Origin of the sequence: Mycolicibacterium moriokaense (assembly GCF_010726085.1) — a bacterium.
Lineage (GTDB): Bacteria > Actinomycetota > Actinomycetes > Mycobacteriales > Mycobacteriaceae > Mycobacterium > Mycobacterium moriokaense.
In genome coordinates, this window is the sequence record NZ_AP022560.1 from 373,174 (window position 1) to 397,952 (window position 24,779).

The window sequence follows — 24,779 nt, forward strand, 5'->3', positions numbered from 1 at the left end:
CCCGTCGTCAACGAATCTTCTCGCCGTAGACCCGCTGCACCTTCAACGCCATCAGCACCCTGCGGTCGGACACCATCACCGACCGGTACTCGTCCCAGTCGGGGTGTTCACCGGCGGCGCTGCGGTAGTAGTCGACGAGCGCCTCCACCTCGGGACCGTGCGGATCCGAACCCGGGCCGGTGAGCGTCACGGTGCCTTCCGCGGTCGCCCACGCCCAGCCGTCGGGACTGGTGACCTCGATCGCGGCGCGCGGATCCCGACGCAGATTGGCGGTCTTGGCACGCCCCTCGGTCATCGACACGTAGACGATGTCGGCGTCACGGTCGTAGTACGGCGTCACCGGCGACAGTTGCGGCAAGCCGCTCGACTTGATGGTCGCCAGAACGCCCAGCTTGGCTTCGGAGAGCAGGGTGCGAGGGTCAAAGGTCATGTGCTGGGCAACTCCCTACGGCCGGCGCCCTATTCCGGATCAGCCCGACGGTGCGTCGAGGCGCACCCGGTACATCTTCGGCCAGTACTTACCGGTGATCAGAAACTCGTCGCCGTCGATGTGGGCGATACCGTTGAGCACCTTTTGACGGTCCGCGCCCGCGTCAGCCGCCAGGTCACTGGCATCGACGACGAGGTTCACCTCGCCTGTCGAAGGGTCGATCCGCACGATCTCGTTGGTCATCCAGATGTTGGCCCACACCTGGCCGTCCACACATTCGAGTTCGTTGAGCTTGCTGACCGGCTGGCCGTCGCGCGTGACGGCGACCGAGCCCGTTTCGGCGAACGTGGCCGGATCGTGGAACCTCAACCGGTCGGTGCCGTCGCTGCGGATCAGCCGGTCCCCTGCGTTGCACAGCCCCCAGCCCTCGCCGCTGATGGGCACCTCCCGCAGCGGGGTCATGGTGGCCTTGTCGAATTCGACTGCGACGCCGTTCTGCCAGGTGAGTTCCCAGATTCGGTCGCCGACGACGGTGATCCCCTCGCCGTAGAAATTGTTGGGCGAGGAGACGGCGCGCCGGACAGCGCCGGTCTCCGGATCGAGTTCACGCAGCTGCGACTGGCCCGCGACGCCGGTGCCCTCGTAGAGGGTGGGGCCGTCGAACTCGAGGCCCTGCGTCCAGGCCGACGCGTCGTGGGGCATCTCCTCGACGAGCACGGGCTTGATCACCGGGACCGGTTCCTTCGAGGCATCGGTCGCCGGCTCGGCTCCGCCGCAGCCTGCGACAAGGGCGATCACCGCCCCAGCCCAGATGACCGAGCGCCGGACCCGCCGGTCACCGTTGCGCATGAGACCTATTGATACCCGATCTCGCCGTCTCACGGCGCAATGCCGTCGATCGCGCGGTAGATCCGTTGCTCGCTCACCGGGCGCGGGGTGCCGAGCTGTTGTGCCCACAGGCTGACCCGGAGTTCCTCGATCTGGCGCTCGATGTCGCGGACGTCATCGGAGGCTGCGCGAGCGGGTGACAGAGCGCCGACGAGATCGTCGAACGCATCCTGGACCGCATGCACGCGGGCCATCCGCTCACGGTCCGCCCCGACGGAGTGGGGGAGCCGGTCGAGCCGCCTGGCGATGGCGGTCAGATAACGGGTGAGGTCGGTGAGCCGGCCCGCCCCTGTGATGGTGACGAAACCCTTGGGCAGGAGGCGGCCGAGCTGCTCGCGAATGTCGGCGATCGCGTCGGCCTGCGCGGGTACAGGATCGGCGGGCAACGCGAGCTCCACCTCGTGGGCGACGGCGAGCACCTTCTCGACCTGACCGAGGATCGCCTGCGTCGTCGGCACCAGTTGCGCAGCGACCCGCTCTCGCAGGGCGGTGAAATCGGCGCGCGTCCATGCCGGTTCCGGCGCGAGCCGGTCGGTCGCCGCGTCGGCGCAATCGTCGAGCAGCGCCGCAAGAGACCCATCCGGGTTGGCGCCCAACGTCAGGCGTGCGCGTGGATCCAGTGCTCGCTCGAGGGTCTTCGCGGGCGACGGCACCGACAGGCGCAGCAGTCGGCGGGTTCCCGGCCCCATCGCCACCACCTGCTCGGCAGCCGTCGGGAACACCCGCACGTCGACGGCGCCGCCCGCGTCGACCAGAGCCGGATAGCCGCGCACGGTGTGACCGCCGCTGGTTTGTTCGACGGTGCGGGGCAACTCGTCGAGGTCCTCGGGCCACGCGCGCAGGCCCGTTCGTTCCAGTTCGCCGGCGACCGCCTCGGCGACGGCCTGACGGATCGGCACGGCGAGCTGTGCCTGCAATGCCTCGAGATCCTTTCCGCGGGCGACCTCCTTACCGTCGGACTCGACGGCGAACGTGACCCGCAGGTGCGGCGGCAGCTTGTCGAGGTCGAAGGCGTCGATTGGCACGAGCACCCTGGTCAGCCGGTGCAGTTCGCGTTGCATCGCCTGCAATATAGGTTCGCCGTCCGGTTGAATCGACGCGAGCACGGCTCGCGCGGTGTCCGGTGCTGGAACGAAGTTGCGGCGCAGGTCTTTTGGCAGCGACTTGATCAACGCGGTGACGAGCTCCTCGCGCAATGCCGGTACCTGCCAGCTGAATTCGTCACCGCCGAGCCGAGCCAGCACCTCGACGGGCACGTGCACCGTCACCCCGTCGTCCTCGGCGCCCGGCTCGAAGCGGTAGGACAACGGCAGCGACAGCTCGTCGGTGTGCCAGGTGTCGGGCTGATCGGCGGCCGGGTCGTCCTTGCGCAGCAGATCGTCGCGGGTCATCGTCAGCAGGTCGGGCGTCTTGTGCCGCTGCTTCTTCCACCACGCGTCGAAGTGCCTCGCCGACACGGCTTCCGCGGGTACACGGGCGTCGTAGAACGCGTAGATCTCGTCGTCGCCGACCAGCAGGTCGCGGCGGCGCGCCTTCTCCTCGAGTTCGGTGAGTTGCGCCCGCAGCGCGGCGTTGTCGCGGAAGAAGTGGTGTCGCGTCTGCCAATCACCCTCGACCAGCGCGTGCCGGATGAACAGCTCCCTGGCGACCGCGGGCTCGATGTTCGAGTAGCCCACGCGGCGGCGCGGGACGAGCGGCAGCCCGAACAGCGTGACGCGTTCGTAGGCCATGACCGCGCCGCGCTGGGCGTCCCAGTGCGGCTCGCTGTAGGTTCGCGCGACGAGGTCTCCTGCGATGCGTTCGACGGTGTCCGGCTGAATCCGCGCGGCGATGCGGCCGTACAGCCTGCTCGTTTCGACCAGGTCGGCGACGACGATCCAGCGCGGCGGGCGTTTGGTCAGCACAGAGCCCGGCGCGAGCACGAACTTCACGTTGCGTGCACCCTGGAAGTCGCGGGACTCGCCCTCACGCAACCCGATGTGCGATAGCAACCCGGCCAGCAGCGCGGCGTGCACCCGCGCTGGGTCGGCGGGTTCGCGGTCGTCGGATTCTCTGATGCCGAGATCACGGGCGATGCTGCGGAGCTGCCCCGTGAGGTCCTGCCATTCGCGGATACGCAGGTAGTGCAGGAACTCCTCGCGGCACATCCGTCGAAACGCGTTGCCCGAAAGCTCCTTTCGCTGCTCGCCCAGGTATCGCCACAGGTTCAGGTAGGAGATGAAATCCGAGTGCTCGTCGGCGAACCGGGCGTGCTGCTGGCGCGCGGCCTCCTCGCGGTCGGTCGGGCGTTCGCGCGGATCGGGAATCGACAGCGCGGCGGCCAGCACGAGAATCTCACGCACACAGCCCTCTTCGTCGGCCTGCAGGATCATCCGGCCCAGGCGCGGATCGACAGGCAGCTGCGCCAGCCGACGGCCGATGTCGGTGATCGCGCCGGCACCGGTTGATTTGCCGCCTCCGGCAGCGTTGTCGAACGCGCCGAGCTCCTGCAGCAGCAGGATGCCGTCGCGAATGCTGCGCCGCTCGGGCGGGTCGAGGAACGGAAACGTCTCGATATCGCCTAACCCTAAAGCCGCCATCTGCAGGATGACCGATGCGAGGTTCGTCCGCAGGATCTCCGGATCGGTGTACCGGGGCCGCGATTCGAAGTCGTCCTCGGAGTACAGCCGGATGCACACACCCGGCGCGGTACGGCCCGATCGGCCGGCTCGCTGCGCCGCCGACGCCTGTGAGATCGGTTCGATCGGCAACCGTTGCACCTTGGTCCGACGGCTGTACCGCGAGATCCGCGCGGTACCGGGGTCGACGACGTAGCGGATGCCCGGCACCGTCAACGACGTCTCGGCGACGTTGGTGGCCAACACGATTCGTCGCACACCCTTGCTGGGCTGGAACACCCGCTGCTGTTCGGCCGTCGGCAGCCGCGCGTAGAGCGGCAATATCTCGGTGTTCTTCAGATGCCGAAGAGCTTCCGCGGTGTCACGGATCTCGCGCTCGCCCGACAGGAACACCAGGACGTCGCCGGGTGGTTCGGCCGTCAGTTCGTTCACTGCGTCGACGATGGCTTCGGTCTGGTCCCGCATCTCGGTGCGGACGATCTCGTGGTCGGGATCCTCGGGGTCGTCGGAGTCGTCGGCCACGACGGGAACCTCGAGGGGCCGGTACCGGATCTCGACCGGATATGTCCGCCCCGACACCTCCACGATGGGCGCCCCATTGAAGTGCGCCGCGAACCGCTCCGGCTCGATCGTCGCCGACGTGACGATCACTTTGAGGTCGGGCCGTCGCGGCAGCAGCTCGCGCAGATAGCCGAGCAAAAAGTCGATGTTGAGGCTGCGCTCGTGCGCCTCGTCGAGGATCAGGGTGTCGTAGCGCAGCAGCCGACGGTCGCGCTGGATCTCGGCGAGCAGGATGCCGTCGGTCATCAGCTTCACCAGGGTGCGGTCGCTCGCCTGATCGGTGAACCGCACGGTGTATCCGACGGCCTCCCCCAGCGGGGTGCCCAACTCGTCGGCGATGCGCTGCGCCACGGTGCGCGCGGCGAGCCGCCGCGGCTGGGTGTGCCCGATCGTGCCGCGGATACCCCGACCGAGTTCGAGGCAGATCTTCGGCAGCTGGGTCGTCTTTCCCGAGCCCGTCTCCCCCGCGACGATGACGACCTGATTCTCGGTGATCGCCCTGGCGAGCTCGTCGCGCCGCTCGCTGACCGGCAGATCGGGATAGGTGATGGTCGGCACGGCGGCCAGGCGGGTGGCGACGAGGCCTTCCGCCGCGGCGATCTGCTCGGCGACCTTTCGAACTTTGTCGGGCGAGGCGCCGCGCAGGTTCTTGAGACGACGGCCAAGGCGCGACGCGTCGCGGATCGTCAGGCCGTCGAGGCGCTTGCGGAGCTCGGCGACGGACGGCTCGGACATCCCGGCTCGGGTCAGGCCTGGTCCGGCGACCAGTAGGCGAGCATTTCGGCCAACGTCAGGAACGCCGGGGTGGAGACCCCGTAGGTCACCTCGAAGTGCACGCTGAGCGGGAAGCCGAGCCCGCCGACGCCGTCGATCACGCGCTTGTACAGATCGACCATCAGCTTGCGCTTCTCCGCAGGCTCGGCGGCGGCGAGCTGCTTGACGAACTCCTGCTCGGCGGCGACGGCCGCGTTGCCGGGATCCTGGATCAGCCAGTTGATGAGGCCGACGTTGGTCTCCATCTTCGGCACGAAGCCGAACGACAACAGGATCTCGGGCCGGTGATCGGTTTCCTTGGCGAAGTTGCGGAGGAACCCGACGATCGCGTCGGAGTACAGCAGCTGGGTCATGCCGTACGTCGCGCCCTGGTCGCATTTGAAGTTGAACCGGCCGTGCTCACCCTCGCGAGTGGGGATCAGGATCACGCCGCGGTTGGGCACCAGGTCCTCGAAGATCGACAGGGCGTCGGTGGGCGCGACGCCGGAGCCTTCGCCGTCGTTCATGGTGCGCGGGACGCCGACGAACGCGATGCCGTCGAACCCCGCGGAACTCAGGGTGGTCAGCCGCTGCCGCAGCGCGGGCTTGTCCAGGAACGCCGTCACCTGGGTGCACAGGCCTCTCATGCCGGGCAGCTCGGGCCCGATGATCTCCCAGAAGTCCAGGACGTCCATTTTCGGCTTCATCTCGATCGGCCGATCGTCGTCCTCTTCGATCATCCCGGGGATCATCACGTGCCGGATCCGGCCCTCGATCCCGGTCTCCGCGGAGCACCTCAGCACCTTCCGCGCATCCTCGAGCGCCCGCTCCCGACCGTCCTGGACGTTCGGCGGAACGAGTTCGAGCGCGATGGTGTTGAGCGTCACCGGACTGCTCCTAATCGAATGTGAACTTTCCTCGACATGGGCGGGTCGACGATGACTCCGCGTGGATTTGCCGGGAGCCTCACCTTACAGACCGGACCTGTTTCCTTCCGTAGCCTGGGTGCCGTGACCGTCGCATCCGATACCGGCTCGGCTTCGGGAGTCGCCCTGGCCGACCATTTTGCACGCGAGTTACCCGAGCTGGCCGTGCGCTGGCAGGCCGAAGCCGCACCCCAACCGCGCCTGCTCGTCCTCAACGAGCCGCTGGCCGCCCGACTCGGCCTCGAGCCCGACTGGCTGCGCGGGCCGGACGGCGTGCGTTTCCTCATCGGCAACCTGGTCCCCGACGGTGCGTCGCCGGTGGCCCAGGCGTACTCGGGGCACCAGTTCGGTGGCTACGTGCCGCGGCTGGGCGACGGCCGGGCGTTGTTGCTGGGCGAACTCACGACGACCGACGGCGGGCTGCGCGACCTCCACCTCAAGGGTTCGGGCGCGACCCCGTTCGCCCGCGGCGGCGACGGTCTCGCGGCGGTGGGCCCGATGCTTCGCGAATACATCGTCAGCGAGGCGATGCACGCGCTCGGCATTCCGACGACCCGCTCGCTGGCCGTGGTCGCGACGGGGCGCTCGGTGCACCGCGAGACGCCGCTACCGGGGGCCGTGCTCGCCCGCGTCGCCAGCAGCCATCTGCGCGTCGGCAGCTTCCAGTACGTGGCGGCGAGTGGCAATGTCGACGTGCTCCGGCGACTGGCCGACCACGCGATCGCCCGGCACTACCCGGATGCGGCCGACGCCGACAACCCCTACCTCGCCCTGTTCGACGCCGTGGGTTCGGCGCAGGCGGCGCTGATCGCGCAGTGGATGCTCGTCGGGTTCGTGCACGGCGTGATGAACACCGACAACATGACGATCTCGGGCGAGACCATCGACTACGGCCCGTGCGCGTTCATGGACGCCTACGACCCGGAGACGGTGTTCAGTTCGATCGATTCCTGGGGCCGCTACGCGTACGGCAACCAGCCCTCGATCGCGGGGTGGAACCTGGCCCGGTTCGCCGAGACGCTGCTGCCGCTGATCGACGCCGATCAGGATCGCGCCGTCGAGCTCGCGCAGGAGCGTCTCACCGGATTCGGCGGGCAGCTGTCGACCGCGCTGGCGACGGGGATGCGGGCCAAGCTCGGTCTGGCCGACGACGTCCCCGACGACGTGGCGACGCCGTTGATGAACGACGGGCTGTCGCTGCTGGCGGCCAACCACGTCGACTTCACGTCGTTCTTCCGCCACCTCGGTAAGGCCGCGCGCGGCGACGCCGAACCGGCGCGCGGGATGTTCGTCGACCTCGCGGGGTTCGACGCCTGGCTGCACCGTTGGCGCGCGCTGAACCCGGACGCCTCGAAGATGGCCGCCTCGAAGATGGACGCCGTCAACCCGGTGTACATCCCGCGCAACCATCTCGTCGAGGAGGCGCTGGAGGCGGCCACCGGCGGCGACCTCGCTCCGCTGAATCGGCTCCTGGAGGCCGTCGGCTCGCCCTACGACGAGCGGCCGGGTCTCGAGCGGTATGCCGAACCCGCGCCCGAGGACTTCGGTAACTACCGCACCTTCTGCGGGACGTGACCCCTACGCGATGTCGGCCTCGACATCGCCCCTGCCGCCGGCCAGATGAGCCAGCGCGAACCGCAGCCGCTTGCGGCCGCGGGCGACGCGGGACATGACCGTTCCGATCGGGATGTCCATCACGACGGCCGTCTCGGAGTACGTGTACTCCAGAACGTCGGCGTAGTAGATCGCTGTCCTGGCCCCGTCGGGCAGCGTCGCCAAGGCGGCCTTGAGCTCGTTGTCCGGCAACGCATCCAGGAACTCCGCTTCAGCGGACCGCGGCGCTTCGGACACGTGCCGGGCACCCCCGTTGGACTCCCAGTCGGTGACCTCGTCGAGGGCGACCTCGGACAGTCGGCGCTGCTTGGCCCGGTGCCCGCTCACCCACCGGTTGTAGAGGATCCGGAACATCCACGCCTTGAAGTTGGTCCCGTCGGCGAAGGTGCTGAATCCCGCGTAGGCATGCATCAGCGCGTCCTGCAGTAGGTCCTCGGCGTCCGCCTCGCAGCGGGTCAGCCGCCGGGCGCCTCGGGTCAGGACGTCGAAGTGTGGTTCTGCTGCACAGGCGAAGCGCGCGGCGAGATCTGCGTCGGACTCGGGCGTGCTGGTGACGATCTTCATGAGGACCTCCAGGTGCTCGGCGTTGACTGTCTGTTGTCAATGAGCCTTCTCGCCGGGGACCGGAAGCGAGCCCTTGCAAATCCGTAGTCGGCAATCCGTAGTCCGTAGTGGACGGGCCTAACTCGCGGCGGCGGGCACCGAGCGGAAGCTGATCGCCATCCGGTTGTAGGCGTTCATCAGCCCGATCGCGATCGTCAGATCGACGAGTTCCTTCTCGTCGAAATGCGCCGACACTGCGTCGTATGCGGTGTCGGGCACACCCGTCGTCGCCACGTTGGTCACCGTTTCGGCCCATGCCAGCGCGGCCTTCTCGCGGGCGTCGAACAGGTCCCCTGCTTCGCGCCAGACCGGGACCAGGGCGATCTTCTCGTTGGAGACACCGAGGTGGCGCAGCTCGCGGGAGTGCATGTCGATGCAGTAGGCGCAGCCGTTGATCAGTGACACCCGCAGGTTCACCTCGGCCACGAGCGCAGGCGCCAGTCCCGATTGACTGACGTAGACGTGCGCGCCCGCAAGCGCTTTCATACCGCGGGGAGCGACCTCGTTGTAGTCGATTCGCTGAGTCATGTCGATGAACCTCCAGTGCTGATGTCGAACGCGTGACATCAGCCTGGCAGGCTCAACGAGCCGGCGGACCCCGGAAAGTCCGTGGTTCCGGCTACCCCTCGATGAACGTGATGTTCTCGTCGAGTGACGCGCGGGCGTTGCGGACGTAGCTGACCGTCGGGTCTTCGTAGCCGATCGACATGCCGCAGAACAGCATGAGCTCCGGCGGCGGGCACGTCACCGCGTCCACCGACTTGCGGACCTGCGACCACGCCATCTGCGGACAGCTGTGCAGACCCTCGGCGCGCAGCAGCAGCATCACGGTCTGCAGATACATCCCGACGTCGGACCACTGGGGCTTGCCCAGGTCGCGGTCGATGTAGCAGAACAGGGCCATGGGCGCGCCGAAGCAGTCCCAGTTCGCGATCGCGGCCCGCGTGCGCGCCTCCCAGTCCTCCCGCGCAACGCCGAGGGCGCTGTAGCGGTCCCTGCCGAACGCCGAGCGGCGTTCGGCATAGGGGGATTTCAGGTCGGGCGGATACATCACGTACTCGCGGTCATCCCACGGGTCTCCGGCGGCCACCCGCTCGGTGGCGACCTTCTTGAGCTGCTCCAGCGGCTCGCCGGTGACCACGTAGATGTTCCACGGCTGGATGTTCGATCCGGAGGGTGACCAGGCCGCGGCGGTGAGGACGCGCTCGATCACCTCCCTGGATACGGGTTCGTCGGTGAAGCCGCGCACCGCCCTTCGCGTTGCGACCGCCTCGTAGACGTCCATCACCGTGCCTTTCTTGTGTTGGTGCGCTTAGGTTCTCGCCACAGCTTCGTCGAGCCAGTCCTCGAGCCGCGTATCGAACAGCGTGGCACCGTCGCCGGGGACCAGGGTGCGTTCCTCGAGTTCGATGCCCCAGTACTTGGCCTCGGGATCGGCGACGACCTCTCGCGTGTCGTTGCGGGCGGTCAGCGCGATCCTGATGGCGTCCGGAAGCCGGAATGCCTGTGGTCCACCGATTTCCACGATTCCGTTGACGGGCGCGTTGACCGCGGCCCGCGCGACGCCCTCGGCGACATCGGTGCCGGCCATCGGCTGGAAGTACGCCGGTGGCATCTTCACGGTGTCACCCTCGGTCGCGGAGTCCGCGAGGGTGTTGATGAACTCGAAGAACTGTGTCGCGTGCACGATGGTGAACGGAATGGGCCCTTCACTGATGAGCTTCTCCTGCAACAGCTTTGCCTCGAAGTAGCCACTCTGCAGGGCCAGCTGGTCGGTGCCGACCACGGACAGCGCGACATGGTGCTGTACGCCGGCATCCTTCTCGGCGGCGAGCAGGTTGGCGGTCGCGGTCCGGAAGAAGTCCACGGCGGCATCGTCGAGCGTCGGGGAATTCGATACGTCGACGACGACGGAGGCGCCCGCCAGTGCGTCCGCAAGGCCCTCGCCCGTGAACGTGTTCACTCCGGTCGAAGGAGCGGCCGGCACGACGTCGTGCCCACGTTCGCTCAGGTTGCTTACGAGCTTGCTGCCCACCATTCCGGTGCCCCCGATGACGACGATTCTCATGATGTGCCTTCCTGTTGGTCGATCCCGTCATCCCTATGACCGGGAAGGCAGCGAATCTGTGACAGGAATCAGCACACGAGCGGCGCCAGATGGGTCCTGGCATAGGCCGCCACCGCGTCGTCATCGGTGACGTCGAGCACCGGGGAGGTGACCTGGACCAACGATGCGGCCAGTCGGATGTGCAGGTCGGCCACCGCGAGCAGGTCGTTGTCGGGCATCGTCGCACCGGCCGCGCGCAGCGCCTTGGCCATCGCGGTGGACGCGCTGGTCAGGAAGACCCTGGCCTCGTCGAACATTCCGGTCGTCGCGGTGAAGTCACCGTCGAGTTGCAAGAACCTGCGCATCACCGGCTCACCGGTGAGCAGCCGGATCCCTTCGCGAAACGCGGCGACCGCGGCTTCCTGGGGATCGCTGTCGATCGCCACGGTCTGCAGCCGTGCCATCGCGAATTCGAAAGTCTGTCTGCCCAGTTCGGTGATGAGTGCGTCGCGGCTGGGGAAGCGACGGTACAGGGTGCTTCTGCTGACGCCGGCCTGGCGGGCGACCACCTCCATGCTCAGTCGGCCGACCCCGACGAGCGCCACCTCTTCGGCGGCGGCCTTGAGGATTGCGGCCTCCTGTTGAGTGGGGCTGGCGTTGGTGCGTGACCGTCGCATCCGGGCGGCCCAGATCAGCCCGCGGGGCAGCCGGGCGGCGGCGCGAACGAATCGAGCGCAACCGACCGATGCACGTGCACCAGCTTCTCGTACTCGATTCGATTGCGCGCCAACGGGATCAGCAGCAACCGGTCGGGCAGGACGCGCCACGCCAGCTGCATCATCCGGCAGTACAGCGCGAACTCCAGGTCATGGCGGGGTTCCCACTTGAAGCCGGTCATGTCCCGAATCTTCGGATGCAGGATGCCGAAGGAGCACACCTTGACGACGTGGCCCGCGACCGGTCGCAGGACCATCCACGGCGGTGTAAGGGCTCGGCGCAACGGCGCAGGCAGCACCACGGTTGGCAAGGGTAACCGGGTGAGATCGGCGGTAACACGCTGTAGGAAGCTGTTCTCCTGCAGCTCATTTCGTACCATCGTCTCGTAGTAGTCCACGGCGTCGGCGTACGTGGCGGGCAGCTTTGCGTTCTTGCCAGGTAGCTCCAGTGCGCCGAACGCGTCGAGGAGTTGCGCGTAGGCGGCCTCGCGCTCGGCGTCGTTGAGCACGATGCCCGTACACGGCGTGAAGGAGTTGAGCACCAGGAAGATCCCGCTGACCGCGATCCAGTTCCACAGTTTCGGATCGAGTGCGCTGTACCGCACATCCGCGAAGTCCCCGACTCCCTTCCCGTGGACCTCACGGTGCATCAGCTTCAGCCGATCGGCCTCCGCGACCCGATCCGCGGCGTCACCCCAGATGGCCAGGAAGGCCGAAAACCCGCTGCGCACACCGCGATCAGCGAAGTTCTCCGCGAACCGGCCGGTCTTGTCCACCGCCGCAGCTACCGGAACCAGGGCGACTTCGTCGAACGCCGCCGCACCGAAGAAACCGCCGAAGACGCTGCCGCTGTGCTTACGGAATTCGATGAGGACTTTCGGCCGCACCGATTCGGTGTCGTACGTGGAAATTGTCTCGGCCGTTGCGACCATTTCGCCCTCCGATGCGCGCCTTGACACAAAGGCTAGCTATTTGTGTCAACATGTCAATTCCCTGTACGCCTACGGCTGGAGCGTCACCACCGTGATGTCCGGCGGTGCCCCGATCCGCACCGGTGGACCCCACAGCCCAGCACCCCTGGTGACGTACAGCTGGGTGTCGTCCACTGTCGACAGGCCTGCCAGCGAGGGCTGCACCATCCGGACGACGTAATGGAAGGGCCATATCTGCCCGCCATGCGTGTGGCCGGACAGCTGCAGATCCACGCCGCGGGCGGCGGACTGCGACACCAGCACGGGTTGGTGCGCCAGCAGGATCGTCGGACGGGACCCGTCGACCCCGGCCAGCGCTCGGTCGAAGTCGGGCGGGTCGGCTTGCCGCCTGCCTGCGATGTCGGTGACGCCCGCGAGGTCGAACGCCGCACCGCCCCGACGGATCACGGTGTTCTCGTTGCGCAGCGGGTGCACTCCCAGCCGCTCCAGCTCGGTCAGCCAGGCGTCGGTGTCGTCGTTGAAGTACTCGTGGTTGCCGGTGACGAAGAACGCCCCCTCGGACGCGGCCAGGTCCCGTAGCGGTTCGGCTGCGGCGCCGAGTTCGGCGACCGTGCCGTCCACCAGGTCACCGACGATCGCCACCAGATCCGGCTTCGCCCCGTTGATGATGTCGACGATGCGCTCGGTGTGTGCGCGGCCTGCCAGCGGCCCGAGGTGGATGTCGGACACGAGCGCGAGACGAAAGCCCTTGAGCGCGGGGTCTAATCGGCGCAGGCGCACCGGAACCTGAAGCAGGTCAGGCGGTCCCATGCCCGTCGCAGCGCCGACGCCGACCACGCCGACCGACGCGGCTCCGGCCGCCACCGCGCTGGCGCGGGCGAGGAACATCCGGCGGTTCAACGCTGGTGGCGGCCTGTCGACGACGTGGACGGTCTCCTCCTTCGGTTGCCGCTTGACCCAGCCGCGCAGTGCGAGCCGAACCGGTTCCAGGGCGAGCAGCGTCAGGAACAGATAGACGAGCAGACCCAGCCACAGCAGACCCGGCCATGCATACCAGCCCGACCCGCGTACGCCGGTGACGCGCGGCATCACGACCGCCGCGATGAGCAGCACCGCGAGGCCGACGAGCACGGCGGTGAGGATCCATCTGGTGCGTCCCGGGCGGGTGGTGTCCTTGATCAGCCGCTTCCACACGTAGGCGTTCATCAGCGCCAGGACGGTGGCCAGCAAGACGAAGAACATCGCGCCAGCTTATGCAGCCCACTGAGGTAGGCGTGGGCGTCGGCTACAGACAAGACTACAGACAAGAATGGAAGGGCCCGCTATCCGTACGGCGAATCCCTTCCACCTCCAACGTATAACGGGTACCGGGGCTTGCGGCAAGGCCCCGGTGATGCCGCACAATCTGTCGCCTACATCCGAACGGCTATTTGGGGGCGTGTGTCAACTCAGGACTACGACGACGAACTGCGATCAGAGCAGACATATGTGGACGGGCTGTACGCCCGACTCGACGCCGAACGCGCACGGGTGAAGGCCAAATACAGCGCCGCGCTCGCCGGTCCCATCGACCGCATGGACGGCGGCACCCTCGTGGCGCGCGACAGTGAGGTGCGAGCGCTTGCCAAACAGGCCGCGCGCCTGGACGTGGCGGACAGCGGACTCTGCTTCGGCCGCCTCGACAGCGTCACCGGCCAGCGGTTGTACATCGGGCGCATCGGCATCCTCGACGAGGACAATGAATACGAACCGCTGCTGCTGGACTGGCGTGCACCCGCCGCCCACGCGTTCTACGTCGCGACCGCCGCGCACCCGGAGAACATGCGTCGGCGCCGCCAGTTCCTCAGCCGCGGACGGCGGATCGTCGACTACACCGACGAGGTCCTCGGCAGGCCCACCGGCGACGAGCGCGGGGACGCCGCGCTGCTGGCCGCGGTCAATGCGCCGCGCGGCGACGGCATGCGCGACATCGTCGCGACGATTCAGGCCGAGCAGGACGAGATCATCCGGCTCGACCATCCCGGCGTGCTGGTGATCGAGGGCGGGCCCGGCACCGGCAAGACCGTCGTGGCGCTGCACCGCGTCGCGTACCTGCTCTACACCCAGCGCAAGCAGATGGAACGCCACGGTGTCCTCGTGGTCGGGCCCAACGCCGCGTTCCTGAACCACATCGGCCGCGTGCTGCCGTCGCTCGGCGAGTCCGATGTCGTGTTCATGACCGTCGGCGACCTCGTGCCGGGACTGCAGGTCAGCGCCGAGGACACCGACGAGGTGGCCCGGGTCAAGGGCTCGTTGAAGATGCTCGACGTGCTGGCGGCCGCGATCGCCGATCGGCAACGGCTGCCGAAGGATCCGGTGCCGATCGAGCTGTCGGACGTCACGGTGCGCATCGACGCCGAAACCGCCGAGTGGGCGCGCGAGGAGGCGCGTGCGAGCGGACGGCCCCACAACGAGGCGCGTGAGGTGTTCACCGAGATCATTACGTACGTCCTCACCGAGCGGGCGATCGCGCGGATCGGCAAGGGGTGGCTGACCCGCGACGACCGCGACGCGTGGGAGCAGCTGCGCACGAGCCTGATCGACGAGCTCGCCGATCACGTCGCGTTCAACAACGCCCTCGACGAGCTGTGGCCCATCCTCACTCCGCAGGCCCTGCTCGCCGACCTCTACTCGTCGCACGACCGGCTCCGTGCCGCCCAAGCCGATCCGATGCTGTACCGCGCCGACGGCGACGCCTGGACCGTCTCCGACGTGCCGCTGCTCGACGAACTGGTCGACCTGCTGGGTCGCGACAACCTGGCCGACGATGCGGCCGCGCGTGACCGCAACGCAGAGGCCGCATACGCCGCTGGGGTTCTCGACCTGCTGGTGAGCCGAGAGGATCTGATGGACGACGAGGACCACCTGCTCGCGCAGGACCTCCTCTACGCCGAGGATCTCGCCGAGCGCTTCCTCGAACGCGATACCCGTGAACTCGTCGAACGTGCTGCCGCAGATCGGGATTGGATGTACCGGCACGTCGTTGTCGACGAGGCCCAGGAGCTCTCCGAGATGGACTGGCGGGTGCTGATGCGTCGCTGCCCGAGCAAGTCCTTCACCGTCGTCGGCGATCTCGCGCAACGCCGGTCGGCGGCGGGCGCGAGGTCATGGGCCACGATGCTCGAGCCGTATGTCCCCGGCCGGTGGGTCTACCGCTCGCTATCGGTGAACTACCGCACGCCCGCGGAGATCATGGCGGTGGCCGCCGGGGTGCTCGCAGAGTTCGCCCCCGACATCCAACCCCCGGAGTCGGTCCGCGCCTCTGGTGTGCCGCCGTGGTCGCGTCGGGTCACCGATGACGAATTGCCCTCAGCCATCCAGGAATTCGTCGACGACGAGGCGCAGCGCGAAGGCACCAGCGTGGTGATCGGGCCAGCGGATGTGCCGGGTGCGGTGCCGCCGTCGCAGACCAAGGGCCTGGAATTCGACGCCGTGCTCGTGGTCGATCCGGACCGGATCCTCGCCGCCGGACCGCGCGGCGCGGCCGAGCTGTACGTCGCGCTGACGCGCGCCACCCAGCGACTCGGCATTCTGCACCGCGCTCCCCTGCCGAGCGCGCTGAGTGGCCTCGATCGAATTCGTGAAGTGGTCGTGAAATAGGTACAGCACCATCCTGGTTGTGCTCGAACATGAGCGACCTCAAAGGTGACCGTTCGCAGTTCGGACCCAACGCCGCCGGATACGCATGGACACTGGCCGACGACGTCGCCCCGATCCAGGTGTTTCCCGGCATCACCGTCAAACCGCTGTGGGAGGGCGACAACGGCGCCAAGGCCTTCGTCACCGAGCTCGAACCGGGTGCGGTGTGGGGCGGCGAAGACCACCACGGTCCGGGTCCCGAGGAGGTCTTCGTGGTGTCAGGCGTGCTGAACGACGGGGTGCAGGACTACCCGGCCGGTACCTTCCTGCACGCGCCCGCCGGTTCCTGGCACGTCCCGCAGTCGGTCACCGGGTGCGTGCTGTTCGTCTTCTACCCCGAGGGCTGAACCGCTACTTCCAGGCGAAGACGGGCTGCTCGAGCTCGTCGACCGGATCGTGGCGGCCTTCCAGGCCCAGCCATCGCAGCTGAAGCAGCACCGCACCCGTGGGTGCGTGGATGAGGTCGTTGCCCAGCGGAATCTGCACGACGGGGCGCGGGCTCTCCGGGATGGAGATGAACCGCGGCGAATCCTCGCGCTGCAGTTGATGCAGTCCGACCCGGTAGACGGCCACCACCTCGTCGGGTGCGGGGCGCAGCTCGAGGCGTCCGCCGCCCCAGATGACCACCGGGGTGATCACATATCCGGATCGCGTCGGGTAATCGTCGAGGAGGCCCAGCACGGTCGAGTGGGGCAACGTGACGCCCACCTCCTCGTCCAGTTCGCGCAGGGCCGCGTCGACGGCATCCTCGCCGGGGTCGAGCCTGCCGCCGGGCAGCGCCCACTGCGCGGCGTGCGACGAGAGTCGTGATGCCCTGCGGCACAACAGAAATGCGGCGCCGCCCGAAACATCGACCATGCGGCCGTCGAGATTCCCTGGCATCGGCCGGCCGTCGATCCAGTCGTCGACGAGCGCGGGGTCGACGCGATCCTCCCCCAGCTCCGAGTCGACGAGCACCACGGCGACGGCGGCGTGCCGTTTGGTCGGGTCGGTCACGATACGGCGATCGTGCCGCGCGAGGTGGGCGCGGATCCGGTCCCGGAGCGCCTCGTCGTAGCTGACAGTCACCGCCTGACCATAAGCAGGCGGAGGCGGCCCCCGCCGCCTGGGCGGGAAACATGTATGTGCTATGCATATATGCGTGCCGCACTCGCGCTACGACCAACTCGACGAACTGCTGACGCGCCTTCATGTCGCGCGCCAGCGGCCGAGTTGGCGGCGCCGGCTTCTCGACGGCGCCGACCCCGTCACCAGCGTCTCCACGCTGCGGGTGCTGCGAGCGGTCGAACACTGCCAGCAGACCGGCGACGGGGCGTCCATCAGCGACGTCGCCGACTACATGGCCGTCGAGCACTCGACCGCCAGTCGCACGGTCGCCGGTGTCGTCGCCGCGGGCCTGCTGACGAAGGCGTTCGCCGCCGACGACCAGCGCCGCTGCGTGTTGGTGCTGACCGACGTGGGCCGCAAGACCCTCGCGACGGTGACCGACCGTCGACGTGAGCTCGTCGCCGAGACCATCGCCGACTGGCCCGACGCTGACGTCGACGCGCTGGTGGCCCTGTTGGAGCGGCTGACCGAACGATTCGAATCCGCGACGGCCCAATGACCGCAGAGGCCACCGTAAAAACCACTGCTCCACCGAAGCCGCGCGGTGCGCTCGGGTTGATGTTCGACCCGGTCTTCGGCGCGCTGTTCTGGGGCAAGATGATCTCCGTCGTCGCGGTGTGGACGCACGGCATCGTGGCGGCGATCGTCATGTACGACGCGACGCGATCGGCGCTCATGGTCGGACTCGTCGGCGTCGTCCAGTTTGCCCCTCAACTGATCCTCAGTCCCATCAGCGGCAAGTGGGCCGACACGGGTAATCCCGCCCGCCAGATTCTGCTCGGCCGGGTGTTGTGTGTCGCGGGCTCCGGCTTCACCGCGGTGTGGTTGTTCATCGAACCGGCGCAACAAGGGTTGTCCGGCGCGCTGCCCGTGCTGCTGGGCACCCTGCTGGTGGGCTTCGGCTTTGTCGTCGGCGGCCCCGCGATGCAGTCGATCGTCCCAGACCTGATCCGCGATGGTGAGCTCTCGACGGCCATGGCGCTCAACAGCATTCCCATGACGATCGGGCGCATCCTCGGCCCGGCATCCGGCGCCTATCTCGCCGCACACTTCGGGGCGGCGACGGGGTTCGGCATCAGCGCCGCCCTGCACCTGTTGTTCGCGATGCTCGTGCTGATCGTGCGCTTCCCGGCGCCACCCGTACGGCTGGGCGACACGGACTACCGCGTTCGTGTGGCCCTCAAGTACGTGTGGCAGGACAAACCGCTGTTGTTGGCGCTCGTCGCGGTGGGCGCGGTCGGGTTCGCTTCGGACTCCTCGATCACGTTGGCGCCCTCCATGGCCGACGAACTCGACGGTGACGCCCGGCTCGTCGGAATGCTCTCTGCGAGCTTCGGCGTCGGCGCAGCGGTCGGGATGGCGGTGCTGGCGTTCATGGGCGGCCGGATGGTGTCGACGCGAGTGTCGGCCATCGGTTTGGCGGGCCTCGGTGCGGGCTGTGCCGTATTGGTGACCGCGGCGAATCCGACGCTGGCATTGGCCGGATTTGCGTTGACGGGCCTGGGCTTCGGCTGGGCGATGACCGGGCTCAGCACCGTGGTGCAGGAGCGTGCGCCCGAGGAGCTGCGCGGCCGGATCATGGCGCTGTGGCTGGTCGGCTTCCTCGGTTCGCGCCCGATCGCGGCGGCGCTGCTCGGCGGGGCGGCCGACGTCTTCTCCGTCTATACGGCCTTCGCCATCGCGGCGGCCCTATGCGTGATCGTGGCGTTGTGGTGCCGACCGTCGAAGATCGCAGGCCCGCTGCCTGCGCGGATCTGATGAGCGCAGACAAACCAGACCGAGTCGACGCCAGCATGCTCAGCGGCGTCTCGGAGACGGCGCTGCTGACACTGAACGGCAGGGCGCATCAAGCCCGCCATCCCCAACCCATCATCGATGACCCGATGGCGATCCGGCTGGTCGATTCCATCGACTTCGACTTCGACAAGTTCGGCCGCCGCAAGGGCCAGGAGATGGCGCTGCGATCGCTGGCGTTCGACCGGGCCGCCGTGCAGTACCTGTCCGAACATCCCGCCGCCACGGTCGTCGCGCTCGCCGAGGGGCTGCAGACCAGCTTCTGGCGCCTGGACGGCGCGCTGTCGGAGGCGAAATTCCGTTGGTTGACAATCGATTTCGAGCCCATCATCGCGTTGCGCGAACGACTGCTGCCGTCGTCGCCGCGCATCACCACACTCGCGCAGTCGGCGCTCGACTATTCGTGGATGGACGCCGTCGACACCGCGAACGGTGTCTTCATCACCGCGGAGGGGCTGCTGATGTACCTGCAGCCCGACGAGGCGATGGGGCTGATCACCCAGTGCGCCAAGCGATTTCCCGACGGTCAGATGATCTTCGACCTGCCGCCGGTGCTGGTGAAGATGTTCGCCAAGAAGGGCTTGAAGTCGTCCAAGGAGTATCGCGTCCCACCGATGCCGTTCAGTCTCACACCCAACCAACTGGCTGCACTCGCCGACACGGTGCCCGGCATCCGCGCTGTGCACGACCTGCCGATGCCGAAGGGCCGTGGCTTCCTGTTCGAGAAGGTCTACCCGGCGTTCTGGCAGTGGCGGCCGACCAAGCAGATTCGCGGTGCGTACACGCTGCTGGAATTCGGCTGAGCGACACCGAGTCTAGGCCTACCTGTTCACGGCCTACCTGGTCACCGGGCGCTGAGCGCGGGCTCCCGAACCGCGGGCGACGACTCGTCCAACTCCACACGATCGCGGGTCAGGATGAACAGCGATGCCGCCGCCAGGACCGCGGAGACGAACATCACCACGCCCATCGGCACCGCCGTGGCCTCGCCGGCCAGACCGACCAGAGGTGCGGTGACCGCGCCCGCACCGTACTGCAGGAACCCGAGCACCGCGGAGCCCGTGCCCGCGGCATGACGCACCTCGGTGGTGGCCAGCGCGGCCGCGTTGGCGTAGATGAGGCCAATATTGGCCATGAAGCACGCCATCAATGCGATTGTGGCCCAGGCGATAACCCCGCCGATCGTCACGTCGAGCAGCATCAGGGTGGTCACGATCAAGATGCCCGTGACGCCTGCGATCAACACCTGCCGTGGGGCGAACCTGCGGACCAGTCGCGCGGAAACCAGGCTGCCCAAACCGATCGCGAGGGCACACGACCCGAAGGTCACCGAGTACGCGACGGGCGAGAACCCGAGGACATTCTGCAGCACGAATGGCGATGCCGAGATGTAGGCGAACATCGCCGCGGCGGCGAACGCCATGCACAGCGTGAAGCCGACGTAGCGCCGGTTACCCAGCACGCTTCGGGTGCTCTCCGCCAAGGCTTTCAGGCCACCCGGCCTGCGCCGCTCCGCGGGAAGCGACTCGCCGACGGCGAAGATCACCCCGAGCAGCATCACCAGGTTCAGCGCGGCCAATGCGATGAACACGGCGCGCCAACCCCATTCGGTCACGACGAAGCCACCGAGCATCGGCGCCGTGATCGGAGCCAGCACACCGATCAGCATCATGACCGCGAACAACTGCGCGGCAGCGGATCCCTTGGCCCGGTCGGCGATGACCGCACGGGCGATGACCACCCCCGCGGCGCCCGCGAAGCCCTGGGCGAACCGCAGCGCGACCAGGATCTCGATCGACGGGGCCAGCGCGCAGCCCAGGCTGGTGAGCAGGCAGATCGTCGTACCGATGATCAGCGGCCCTCGGCGTCCGTAGCGATCGGAGAGCGATCCGATGATGAGTTGTCCGACAGCCAGGCCGATGAGGAAGGTCGTCAGCGTCAACTGGATGTTGTGCGCCGCCGTGCCGAACTCCCCGGCCATCTCCGGGAACGCCGACAGATACATGTCGATGGAGAACGGTGCCACGCCGTTGAGCAGCGCCAACACCATGATCAGCCAGATCGATGGGGCGCCGGCGGTGGCCGGGGTCTTCGCGTTCATGACGTCCTTCGGGTGGAAAAGAATGACCAAACGATAGTTATATCGAGATAATTATGTCAAAATAAGTTATGCCACTCACAGTGCCCTCGGTTGTGCCGCCTCACATTCGTGAGCTCGCGCTCGTGCTCCACGACCTGTCGCGGGGGATCGCGCGGCTCGGCCCCGCTCAGGTCGGGCTCGTGCCGCTGCCTGCGACCGAAGTGGCGGTGCTGCGCGCCGTCATCGCGGAACCCGATCGCAGCGTGTCGGAGGTGGCCGCCGCGCTGTCGATGCAGACGAGCAACGTCAGCGCCGCGGTGCGGTCGCTATCCAAGCGGAGCCTGGTGGACAAGCGCCCGAGTGCTCACGACGGCAGGGTCACGCTGCTGCGTCCGACGGCTAAGGCGCTCAAGGAACACAGCGCTATCGAAAGGGCCATCGCCGGAACGATTTACGCCGCACTCAAGGGCGTCTCGGATGGCTCGGTGGAGGCTCTCCTGCGCGCGGGGCCCGCGATGAAGGAGCTGACGAACGCGATGTCGGCGCAGGCCGCGGGACGTGTTCCCGTCAGCGCGCCTTGAACCAGTGGACGACGGTCACCGCCACCGGAATGTAGAGCGGCGAGAGGACCCGCGCGAAGGTTCCCAGCATGGGTGCATAGACGAACGTGGGTGTGGCACTCCGATTTGAGATGGGGATCTGTTACCGCGCGGCGGAGGTCGTATAGCGCTCGCGCAGTTTGCCTTTGACGAGCTTGCCGGTCGGTGTTCGCGGCAACCGGTCCACGAAGTCCACCGAACGCGGCGCCTTGTAGTGCGCAATGCGCTCGCGGGTGTATTTGATGAGATCGGCGGCGAGCTCGTCGGAAGCTGGCAGACCGGGATTGAGTTGGACGATGGCCTTCACCTGCTCGCCCATCTCGGGGTCGGGCACCCCGATGACCGCGACGTCGTACACCGCGGGGTGCATCGCCAACGCATTCTCGATTTCCTGCGGGTAGATGTTCACGCCGCCCGAGATGATCATGAACGACTTGCGGTCGGTTAGATAGAGATAGCCCTCGTCATCGACGTAGCCGAGGTCGCCGACGGTAGTCCATAGCGGATGCGCCGGGTGTTGAGCCTCGGCCGTCTTCTCGGGCGCGTTGTGGTAGATGAACGGAACGGTATCCCGTTCGAAGTACACGGTGCCGATCGACCCGACGGGAAGCTCGTGTCCGTCGTCGTCACAGATGTGCAATGTTCCCAAGACACTTTGGCCCACCGAACCGCGGTGAGTCAGCCACTGTTCGGTGTCGATCACGGTCATGCCGTGCACTTCGGTGGCGCTGTAGTACTCGTAGATCACCGGGCCCAGCCACGCGATCATCGCCAGCTTGACGTCCACCGGGCACGGGGCGGCGGCGTGGATCACCACGCGCAGGCTTGACATGTCGTGGCTGGTGCGAATCTCCTCATCCAGCTTTAGCATTCGCACGAACATGGTCGGCACCATCTGGGTCGCGGTAATCCGATAGCGCTCGACGTGATCCAACGTCTCGACCGCATCGAACTTCTTGGCCAGCACGACCGTTCCGCCCAGCGCGTGCACCACCCCGCACCACCTCAACGGCGCGGCGTGATAGATCGGGGCCGACGACAGGTAGACATCGCTGGAGGTGATACCGAACAGCCCTCGCGCGATCGCGACCACCGGATCGCCGGGTTCGTCGACATTGCGTGACGGCAGATCGGGGCGAATGCCTTTGGGAAAACCCGTCGTCCCGGACGAGTACAGCATCACCGCGCCACACGGTTGCGCGCTCAGACGCGGGCCCGCCCCGGCGATCGCGGACTCGTAGGACAGGAAGCCGTCGATCTCCCCACCGAACGCCATCAGCAGGTCCGGGCCGCCGCCTTCGGCGACGACGGCGGTGGCGAGGTCGGCGAGTGCCGCCGACGCGATCAGCACGCGGGCGCCGGAGTCCCCGACGATGTACGCGGCTTCCGGTGCGGTCAGGTGGTGGTTGATCGCGGTGACGTACAACCCCGACCGCTGGGTGGCCCACAGCACCACGAGTGCCTCGGGGGCGTTGTCGGAGAGCAGCGCGACGACGTCTCCCGGTCGCAGGCCGGCGTCGTGCAGCACCCTGGCCAGCGCAGCCGAGTCGTCGTCGAGCCGGCGGTAGCTCATCGTCTCCCCGGTTTCGGCGACGATGATCGCCGCCCGCTCGGGGTCGTGTTTGGCGTGGGTACCAGGAAACATGCTCTCCCCTGAGGTTTACTGCCTACGCGTCGGCTGCCGCGGAGACGACGACCGCGTAGGCCCGCTTGCGGCGGTCATTGGTCAGGTCGATGTGGATGAACTTCGGCTCGGTGTACTCGTCGAGCGCGTCGGGCCCCAGTTCGCGTCCGAGTCCGCTCTGCTTGACACCGCCGAACGGGTACATCGCGTTGACCATGTGCCAGTCGTTGATCCACACGGTGCCCGACTCCAGGCGTCGTGCGATCGCGAGGGCACGGCCGTTGTCGGCGCTCCACACCCCCGCGGACAGCCCGTACTCGCTGTCGTTGGCGATCGCGACGGCTTCGTCGTCGTCACGGAACGGAATCACCACCAGCACCGGGCCGAAGATCTCCTCACGGGCGATGCGCATCTGGTTGTTGGCGCCGGTGAGGATGGTCGGCGGCACCCAATGCCCTTCGGCCAGGGCCGGATCCGACGGGACCGTGCCCTGGAAGGCGATCTTGCAGCCCTCCTCCTGGCCGAGCGCGATGTACTTCTCGACGCGCGCCTTCTGCTTGGCCGACACCAACGGGCCCAGGTCGGTGGCCGGACTCATCGGGTCGCCCATCACCAGCGTCTCGGCGCGCGCCACCAGGCGGGCCACGAACTCGTCGTGAATGGACTCGTGCACCAGCAGCCGGGTGCCCGACTCGCAGGCCTGACCGCTCATCAGCAGGAACGCGAACAGCGAACCGTCCACGGCGAGATCGAAGTCCGCATCGGGCAGAACGATGTTGGCGCCCTTGCCGCCCAGCTCCAGCGTGACCTTCTTGACGTTGTCGGCGGCTGCGCGCATGACGAACTTGCCGACCTCGGTCGAGCCGGTGAAGGCGATCTTGCGGACGTCGGGATGCTCGGCGAGTCGGGCACCGACCTCCGGTCCCGGTCCCGTCACGACGTTCAGCACGCCCGGGGGCAATCCGACTTCGTCTGCGGCACGAGCGAGTTCGAGCAGCGTCAGCGGGGTCTGGTCGTCGGGCTTGAGCACGACGGTGTTGCCCGCGGCCAGCGCCGGGCCGAGCTTCCACACCGCCAGCAGCAGCGGGAAGTTCCACGGGATGATGCCCGCGCACACCCCGACTGGTTCCCGGACGATCATGCCTGCCGCCACGGTGGGCGCCTCGATCAGCGGTCGGCTCGTCTGGAACTCATAGCTACGCGCAAGCGACGCAAAGTATTTCAGGTTCGCGATCGCGTAGCCGATCAGGAACGCCCCGGCGCCCCGGACGGTCGCGCCGTTCTCGAGTACCTGCAGCGCGGTGAGTTCGTCCGAGCGTGCGGCCAGGTGGTCGGCGATGGCGTCGAGGAAGTCCGCCCGCTGGTCCTGCGTCAACGACCGCCACACCCCGGACTCATGGGCGGCCTTGGCGGCGGCCACCGCGTCGTCCGCGGTCGTGCGGTCGCCGTAGGCCACGGTGGCGACGAGTTCACCGGTCGCAGGGCTGTGCACCTCGATCGCCTCCGGGGCGTCGCGCCAGACGCCGTCGACGTACATCCGGTAATGCGGGCGCTCGGTCATGGATTACCTGCTCTCATCAGTGTCAGCTGGGTTTGAAAGCGGCCGATCGCCGGCGGTCCTGGCAGATAGCCGACGAACCACCGGTTCCAGCCGTCGGCGAATTCCTCGTGATGGTCGATCCGGAAGCCCCTGACGAAGTCGCCCCTGTCCCCGGCGGCCGTCAGGATGCGTTGCCGCAGTTCGATCGCCACCTCAGCCCGGGACATGCCGGTGGGCAGGTAGAAGTCGAACGACTGCCAGGCGTCCAT

General features: G+C 67.6%; 23 protein-coding genes. 7 read left to right on the top strand and 16 right to left on the bottom strand.

The window, feature by feature from the left end; translation table 11 throughout:
- Positions 1–7 precede the first annotated feature (7 nt).
- From G6N43_RS01745 to G6N43_RS01760, 4 genes are read right to left on the bottom strand one after another with little or no spacing between them, the layout of a single operon-like run.
- Entirely contained in the window at positions 8–430 is a 423-nt protein-coding gene (locus G6N43_RS01745; RefSeq protein ID WP_083151803.1) for a PPOX class F420-dependent oxidoreductase, read from the bottom strand.
- A 39-nt stretch (positions 431–469) separates the two neighbouring features.
- Complete coding sequence (locus G6N43_RS01750; RefSeq protein WP_083151801.1) at positions 470–1,279, bottom strand: glutaminyl-peptide cyclotransferase; 810 nt, start codon at positions 1,277–1,279, stop codon at positions 470–472.
- Positions 1,280–1,308: 29 nt separating this feature from the next.
- The gene (hrpA, locus tag G6N43_RS01755; RefSeq protein WP_083151798.1) at positions 1,309–5,232 is read right to left on the bottom strand and encodes an ATP-dependent RNA helicase HrpA; all 3,924 of its coding nucleotides are present in this window, start codon (positions 5,230–5,232) and stop codon (positions 1,309–1,311) included.
- An 11-nt stretch (positions 5,233–5,243) separates the two neighbouring features.
- Positions 5,244–6,137, bottom strand: coding sequence for a mycobacterial-type methylenetetrahydrofolate reductase (locus G6N43_RS01760; protein WP_083151795.1), 894 nt, complete (start codon positions 6,135–6,137; stop codon positions 5,244–5,246).
- A gap of 123 nt (positions 6,138–6,260) precedes the next feature.
- Here G6N43_RS01760 and G6N43_RS01765 point away from each other — a divergent pair, with 123 nt between their 5' ends.
- Positions 6,261–7,751 carry a protein adenylyltransferase SelO gene (locus G6N43_RS01765; protein ID WP_083151793.1) on the top strand — a complete coding sequence of 497 codons (1,491 nt, stop codon included), beginning with the start codon at positions 6,261–6,263 and terminating at the stop codon, positions 7,749–7,751.
- A 3-nt stretch (positions 7,752–7,754) separates the two neighbouring features.
- Here G6N43_RS01765 and G6N43_RS01770 read toward each other — a convergent pair whose 3' ends face one another.
- The 7 genes from G6N43_RS01770 to G6N43_RS01800 all read right to left on the bottom strand — a co-directional run bounded on the left by G6N43_RS01770 (position 7,755) and on the right by G6N43_RS01800 (position 13,330).
- Positions 7,755–8,354 carry a sigma-70 family RNA polymerase sigma factor gene (locus tag G6N43_RS01770; RefSeq protein ID WP_083151791.1) on the bottom strand — a complete coding sequence of 200 codons (600 nt, stop codon included), beginning with the start codon at positions 8,352–8,354 and terminating at the stop codon, positions 7,755–7,757.
- 117 nt (positions 8,355–8,471) lie between these two features.
- Positions 8,472–8,921 carry a carboxymuconolactone decarboxylase family protein gene (locus G6N43_RS01775; RefSeq protein WP_083151789.1) on the bottom strand — a complete coding sequence of 150 codons (450 nt, stop codon included), beginning with the start codon at positions 8,919–8,921 and terminating at the stop codon, positions 8,472–8,474.
- A 91-nt stretch (positions 8,922–9,012) separates the two neighbouring features.
- On the bottom strand, positions 9,013–9,678 hold the full coding sequence (locus G6N43_RS01780) for a nitroreductase (RefSeq protein ID WP_083151787.1): 666 nt from the start codon (positions 9,676–9,678) through the stop codon (positions 9,013–9,015).
- Between the two features lie 27 nt (positions 9,679–9,705).
- The gene (locus tag G6N43_RS01785) at positions 9,706–10,461 is read right to left on the bottom strand and encodes an SDR family oxidoreductase (RefSeq protein ID WP_083151785.1); all 756 of its coding nucleotides are present in this window, start codon (positions 10,459–10,461) and stop codon (positions 9,706–9,708) included.
- Positions 10,462–10,529: 68 nt separating this feature from the next.
- Positions 10,530–11,117 (bottom strand): TetR/AcrR family transcriptional regulator, encoded by a 588-nt coding sequence (locus tag G6N43_RS01790; protein WP_083151783.1) that lies wholly within the window; start codon positions 11,115–11,117, stop codon positions 10,530–10,532.
- Positions 11,118–11,131: 14 nt separating this feature from the next.
- The gene (locus G6N43_RS01795) at positions 11,132–12,088 is read right to left on the bottom strand and encodes an oxygenase MpaB family protein (RefSeq protein ID WP_083151780.1); all 957 of its coding nucleotides are present in this window, start codon (positions 12,086–12,088) and stop codon (positions 11,132–11,134) included.
- Positions 12,089–12,157: 69 nt separating this feature from the next.
- Entirely contained in the window at positions 12,158–13,330 is a 1,173-nt protein-coding gene (locus G6N43_RS01800) for a metallophosphoesterase (protein WP_083151777.1), read from the bottom strand.
- Positions 13,331–13,528: 198 nt separating this feature from the next.
- Here G6N43_RS01800 and helR point away from each other — a divergent pair, with 198 nt between their 5' ends.
- Together helR and G6N43_RS01810 are read left to right on the top strand one after the other, a co-directional pair.
- A complete protein-coding gene (helR, locus tag G6N43_RS01805) occupies positions 13,529–15,727 on the top strand; it encodes an RNA polymerase recycling motor ATPase HelR (protein ID WP_179967954.1) in 2,199 nt (732 codons plus the stop codon).
- A gap of 29 nt (positions 15,728–15,756) precedes the next feature.
- The gene (locus G6N43_RS01810) at positions 15,757–16,113 is read left to right on the top strand and encodes a cupin domain-containing protein (protein ID WP_083151775.1); all 357 of its coding nucleotides are present in this window, start codon (positions 15,757–15,759) and stop codon (positions 16,111–16,113) included.
- A gap of 4 nt (positions 16,114–16,117) precedes the next feature.
- Here the strand turns inward: G6N43_RS01810 and G6N43_RS01815 are convergent, their stop codons facing one another.
- Complete coding sequence (locus G6N43_RS01815) at positions 16,118–16,834, bottom strand: NUDIX hydrolase (RefSeq protein ID WP_083151772.1); 717 nt, start codon at positions 16,832–16,834, stop codon at positions 16,118–16,120.
- 61 nt (positions 16,835–16,895) lie between these two features.
- Here G6N43_RS01815 and G6N43_RS01820 point away from each other — a divergent pair, with 61 nt between their 5' ends.
- From G6N43_RS01820 to G6N43_RS01830, 3 genes are read left to right on the top strand one after another with little or no spacing between them, the layout of a single operon-like run.
- Positions 16,896–17,372 carry a MarR family winged helix-turn-helix transcriptional regulator gene (locus tag G6N43_RS01820; RefSeq protein ID WP_083151769.1) on the top strand — a complete coding sequence of 159 codons (477 nt, stop codon included), beginning with the start codon at positions 16,896–16,898 and terminating at the stop codon, positions 17,370–17,372.
- Positions 17,369–18,631, top strand: a complete 1,263-nt coding sequence (locus G6N43_RS01825; RefSeq protein WP_083151766.1) for an MFS transporter — start codon at positions 17,369–17,371, stop codon at positions 18,629–18,631. The genes G6N43_RS01820 and G6N43_RS01825 overlap by 4 nt, the downstream gene beginning before the upstream one ends.
- Positions 18,631–19,470 carry a class I SAM-dependent methyltransferase gene (locus G6N43_RS01830; protein WP_197745401.1) on the top strand — a complete coding sequence of 280 codons (840 nt, stop codon included), beginning with the start codon at positions 18,631–18,633 and terminating at the stop codon, positions 19,468–19,470. Before G6N43_RS01825 ends, G6N43_RS01830 begins: the two co-directional genes overlap by 1 nt.
- A 41-nt stretch (positions 19,471–19,511) precedes the next feature.
- On the opposite strand, the gene G6N43_RS01835 is transcribed toward G6N43_RS01830, so the two are convergent.
- Positions 19,512–20,768: a multidrug effflux MFS transporter gene (locus G6N43_RS01835; protein WP_083151763.1), complete on the bottom strand. Its 1,257-nt coding sequence runs from the start codon at positions 20,766–20,768 to the stop codon at positions 19,512–19,514.
- A 68-nt stretch (positions 20,769–20,836) separates the two neighbouring features.
- Here G6N43_RS01835 and G6N43_RS01840 point away from each other — a divergent pair, with 68 nt between their 5' ends.
- Complete coding sequence (locus G6N43_RS01840; RefSeq protein ID WP_083151760.1) at positions 20,837–21,328, top strand: MarR family winged helix-turn-helix transcriptional regulator; 492 nt, start codon at positions 20,837–20,839, stop codon at positions 21,326–21,328.
- Positions 21,329–21,449: 121 nt separating this feature from the next.
- Here G6N43_RS01840 and G6N43_RS01845 read toward each other — a convergent pair whose 3' ends face one another.
- The 3 genes from G6N43_RS01845 to G6N43_RS01855 are packed head-to-tail and all read right to left on the bottom strand — an operon-like array spanning position 21,450 to position 24,779.
- Positions 21,450–22,991 carry an AMP-binding protein gene (locus tag G6N43_RS01845; protein ID WP_083151757.1) on the bottom strand — a complete coding sequence of 514 codons (1,542 nt, stop codon included), beginning with the start codon at positions 22,989–22,991 and terminating at the stop codon, positions 21,450–21,452.
- A 22-nt stretch (positions 22,992–23,013) separates the two neighbouring features.
- Positions 23,014–24,531 (bottom strand): aldehyde dehydrogenase family protein, encoded by a 1,518-nt coding sequence (locus G6N43_RS01850; protein ID WP_083151755.1) that lies wholly within the window; start codon positions 24,529–24,531, stop codon positions 23,014–23,016.
- Entirely contained in the window at positions 24,528–24,779 is a 252-nt protein-coding gene (locus tag G6N43_RS01855; protein WP_083151752.1) for a hypothetical protein, read from the bottom strand. Before G6N43_RS01855 ends, G6N43_RS01850 begins: the two co-directional genes overlap by 4 nt.

What these genes read in the sequence shown, in the direction of transcription:
- G6N43_RS01795 (WP_083151780.1), bottom strand. Translation starts at nt 12,088, where the DNA reads ATGGTCGCAACGGCCGAGACAATTTCCACGTACGACACCGAATCGGTG.
- G6N43_RS01820 (WP_083151769.1), top strand. Translation starts at nt 16,896, where the DNA reads ATGCATATATGCGTGCCGCACTCGCGCTACGACCAACTCGACGAACTG.
- G6N43_RS01845 (WP_083151757.1), bottom strand. Translation starts at nt 22,991, where the DNA reads ATGTTTCCTGGTACCCACGCCAAACACGACCCCGAGCGGGCGGCGATC.
- G6N43_RS01750 (WP_083151801.1), bottom strand. Translation starts at nt 1,279, where the DNA reads ATGCGCAACGGTGACCGGCGGGTCCGGCGCTCGGTCATCTGGGCTGGG.
- G6N43_RS01745 (WP_083151803.1), bottom strand. Translation starts at nt 430, where the DNA reads ATGACCTTTGACCCTCGCACCCTGCTCTCCGAAGCCAAGCTGGGCGTT.
- G6N43_RS01850 (WP_083151755.1), bottom strand. Translation starts at nt 24,531, where the DNA reads ATGACCGAGCGCCCGCATTACCGGATGTACGTCGACGGCGTCTGGCGC.
- hrpA (WP_083151798.1), bottom strand. Translation starts at nt 5,232, where the DNA reads ATGTCCGAGCCGTCCGTCGCCGAGCTCCGCAAGCGCCTCGACGGCCTG.
- G6N43_RS01775 (WP_083151789.1), bottom strand. Translation starts at nt 8,921, where the DNA reads ATGACTCAGCGAATCGACTACAACGAGGTCGCTCCCCGCGGTATGAAA.
- G6N43_RS01785 (WP_083151785.1), bottom strand. Translation starts at nt 10,461, where the DNA reads ATGAGAATCGTCGTCATCGGGGGCACCGGAATGGTGGGCAGCAAGCTC.
- G6N43_RS01790 (WP_083151783.1), bottom strand. Translation starts at nt 11,117, where the DNA reads ATGCGACGGTCACGCACCAACGCCAGCCCCACTCAACAGGAGGCCGCA.
- G6N43_RS01840 (WP_083151760.1), top strand. Translation starts at nt 20,837, where the DNA reads ATGCCACTCACAGTGCCCTCGGTTGTGCCGCCTCACATTCGTGAGCTC.
- G6N43_RS01770 (WP_083151791.1), bottom strand. Translation starts at nt 8,354, where the DNA reads ATGAAGATCGTCACCAGCACGCCCGAGTCCGACGCAGATCTCGCCGCG.
- G6N43_RS01780 (WP_083151787.1), bottom strand. Translation starts at nt 9,678, where the DNA reads ATGGACGTCTACGAGGCGGTCGCAACGCGAAGGGCGGTGCGCGGCTTC.
- G6N43_RS01810 (WP_083151775.1), top strand. Translation starts at nt 15,757, where the DNA reads ATGAGCGACCTCAAAGGTGACCGTTCGCAGTTCGGACCCAACGCCGCC.
- G6N43_RS01825 (WP_083151766.1), top strand. Translation starts at nt 17,369, where the DNA reads ATGACCGCAGAGGCCACCGTAAAAACCACTGCTCCACCGAAGCCGCGC.
- G6N43_RS01855 (WP_083151752.1), bottom strand. Translation starts at nt 24,779, where the DNA reads ATGGACGCCTGGCAGTCGTTCGACTTCTACCTGCCCACCGGCATGTCC.
- G6N43_RS01800 (WP_083151777.1), bottom strand. Translation starts at nt 13,330, where the DNA reads ATGTTCTTCGTCTTGCTGGCCACCGTCCTGGCGCTGATGAACGCCTAC.
- G6N43_RS01830 (WP_197745401.1), top strand. Translation starts at nt 18,631, where the DNA reads ATGAGCGCAGACAAACCAGACCGAGTCGACGCCAGCATGCTCAGCGGC.
- G6N43_RS01835 (WP_083151763.1), bottom strand. Translation starts at nt 20,768, where the DNA reads ATGAACGCGAAGACCCCGGCCACCGCCGGCGCCCCATCGATCTGGCTG.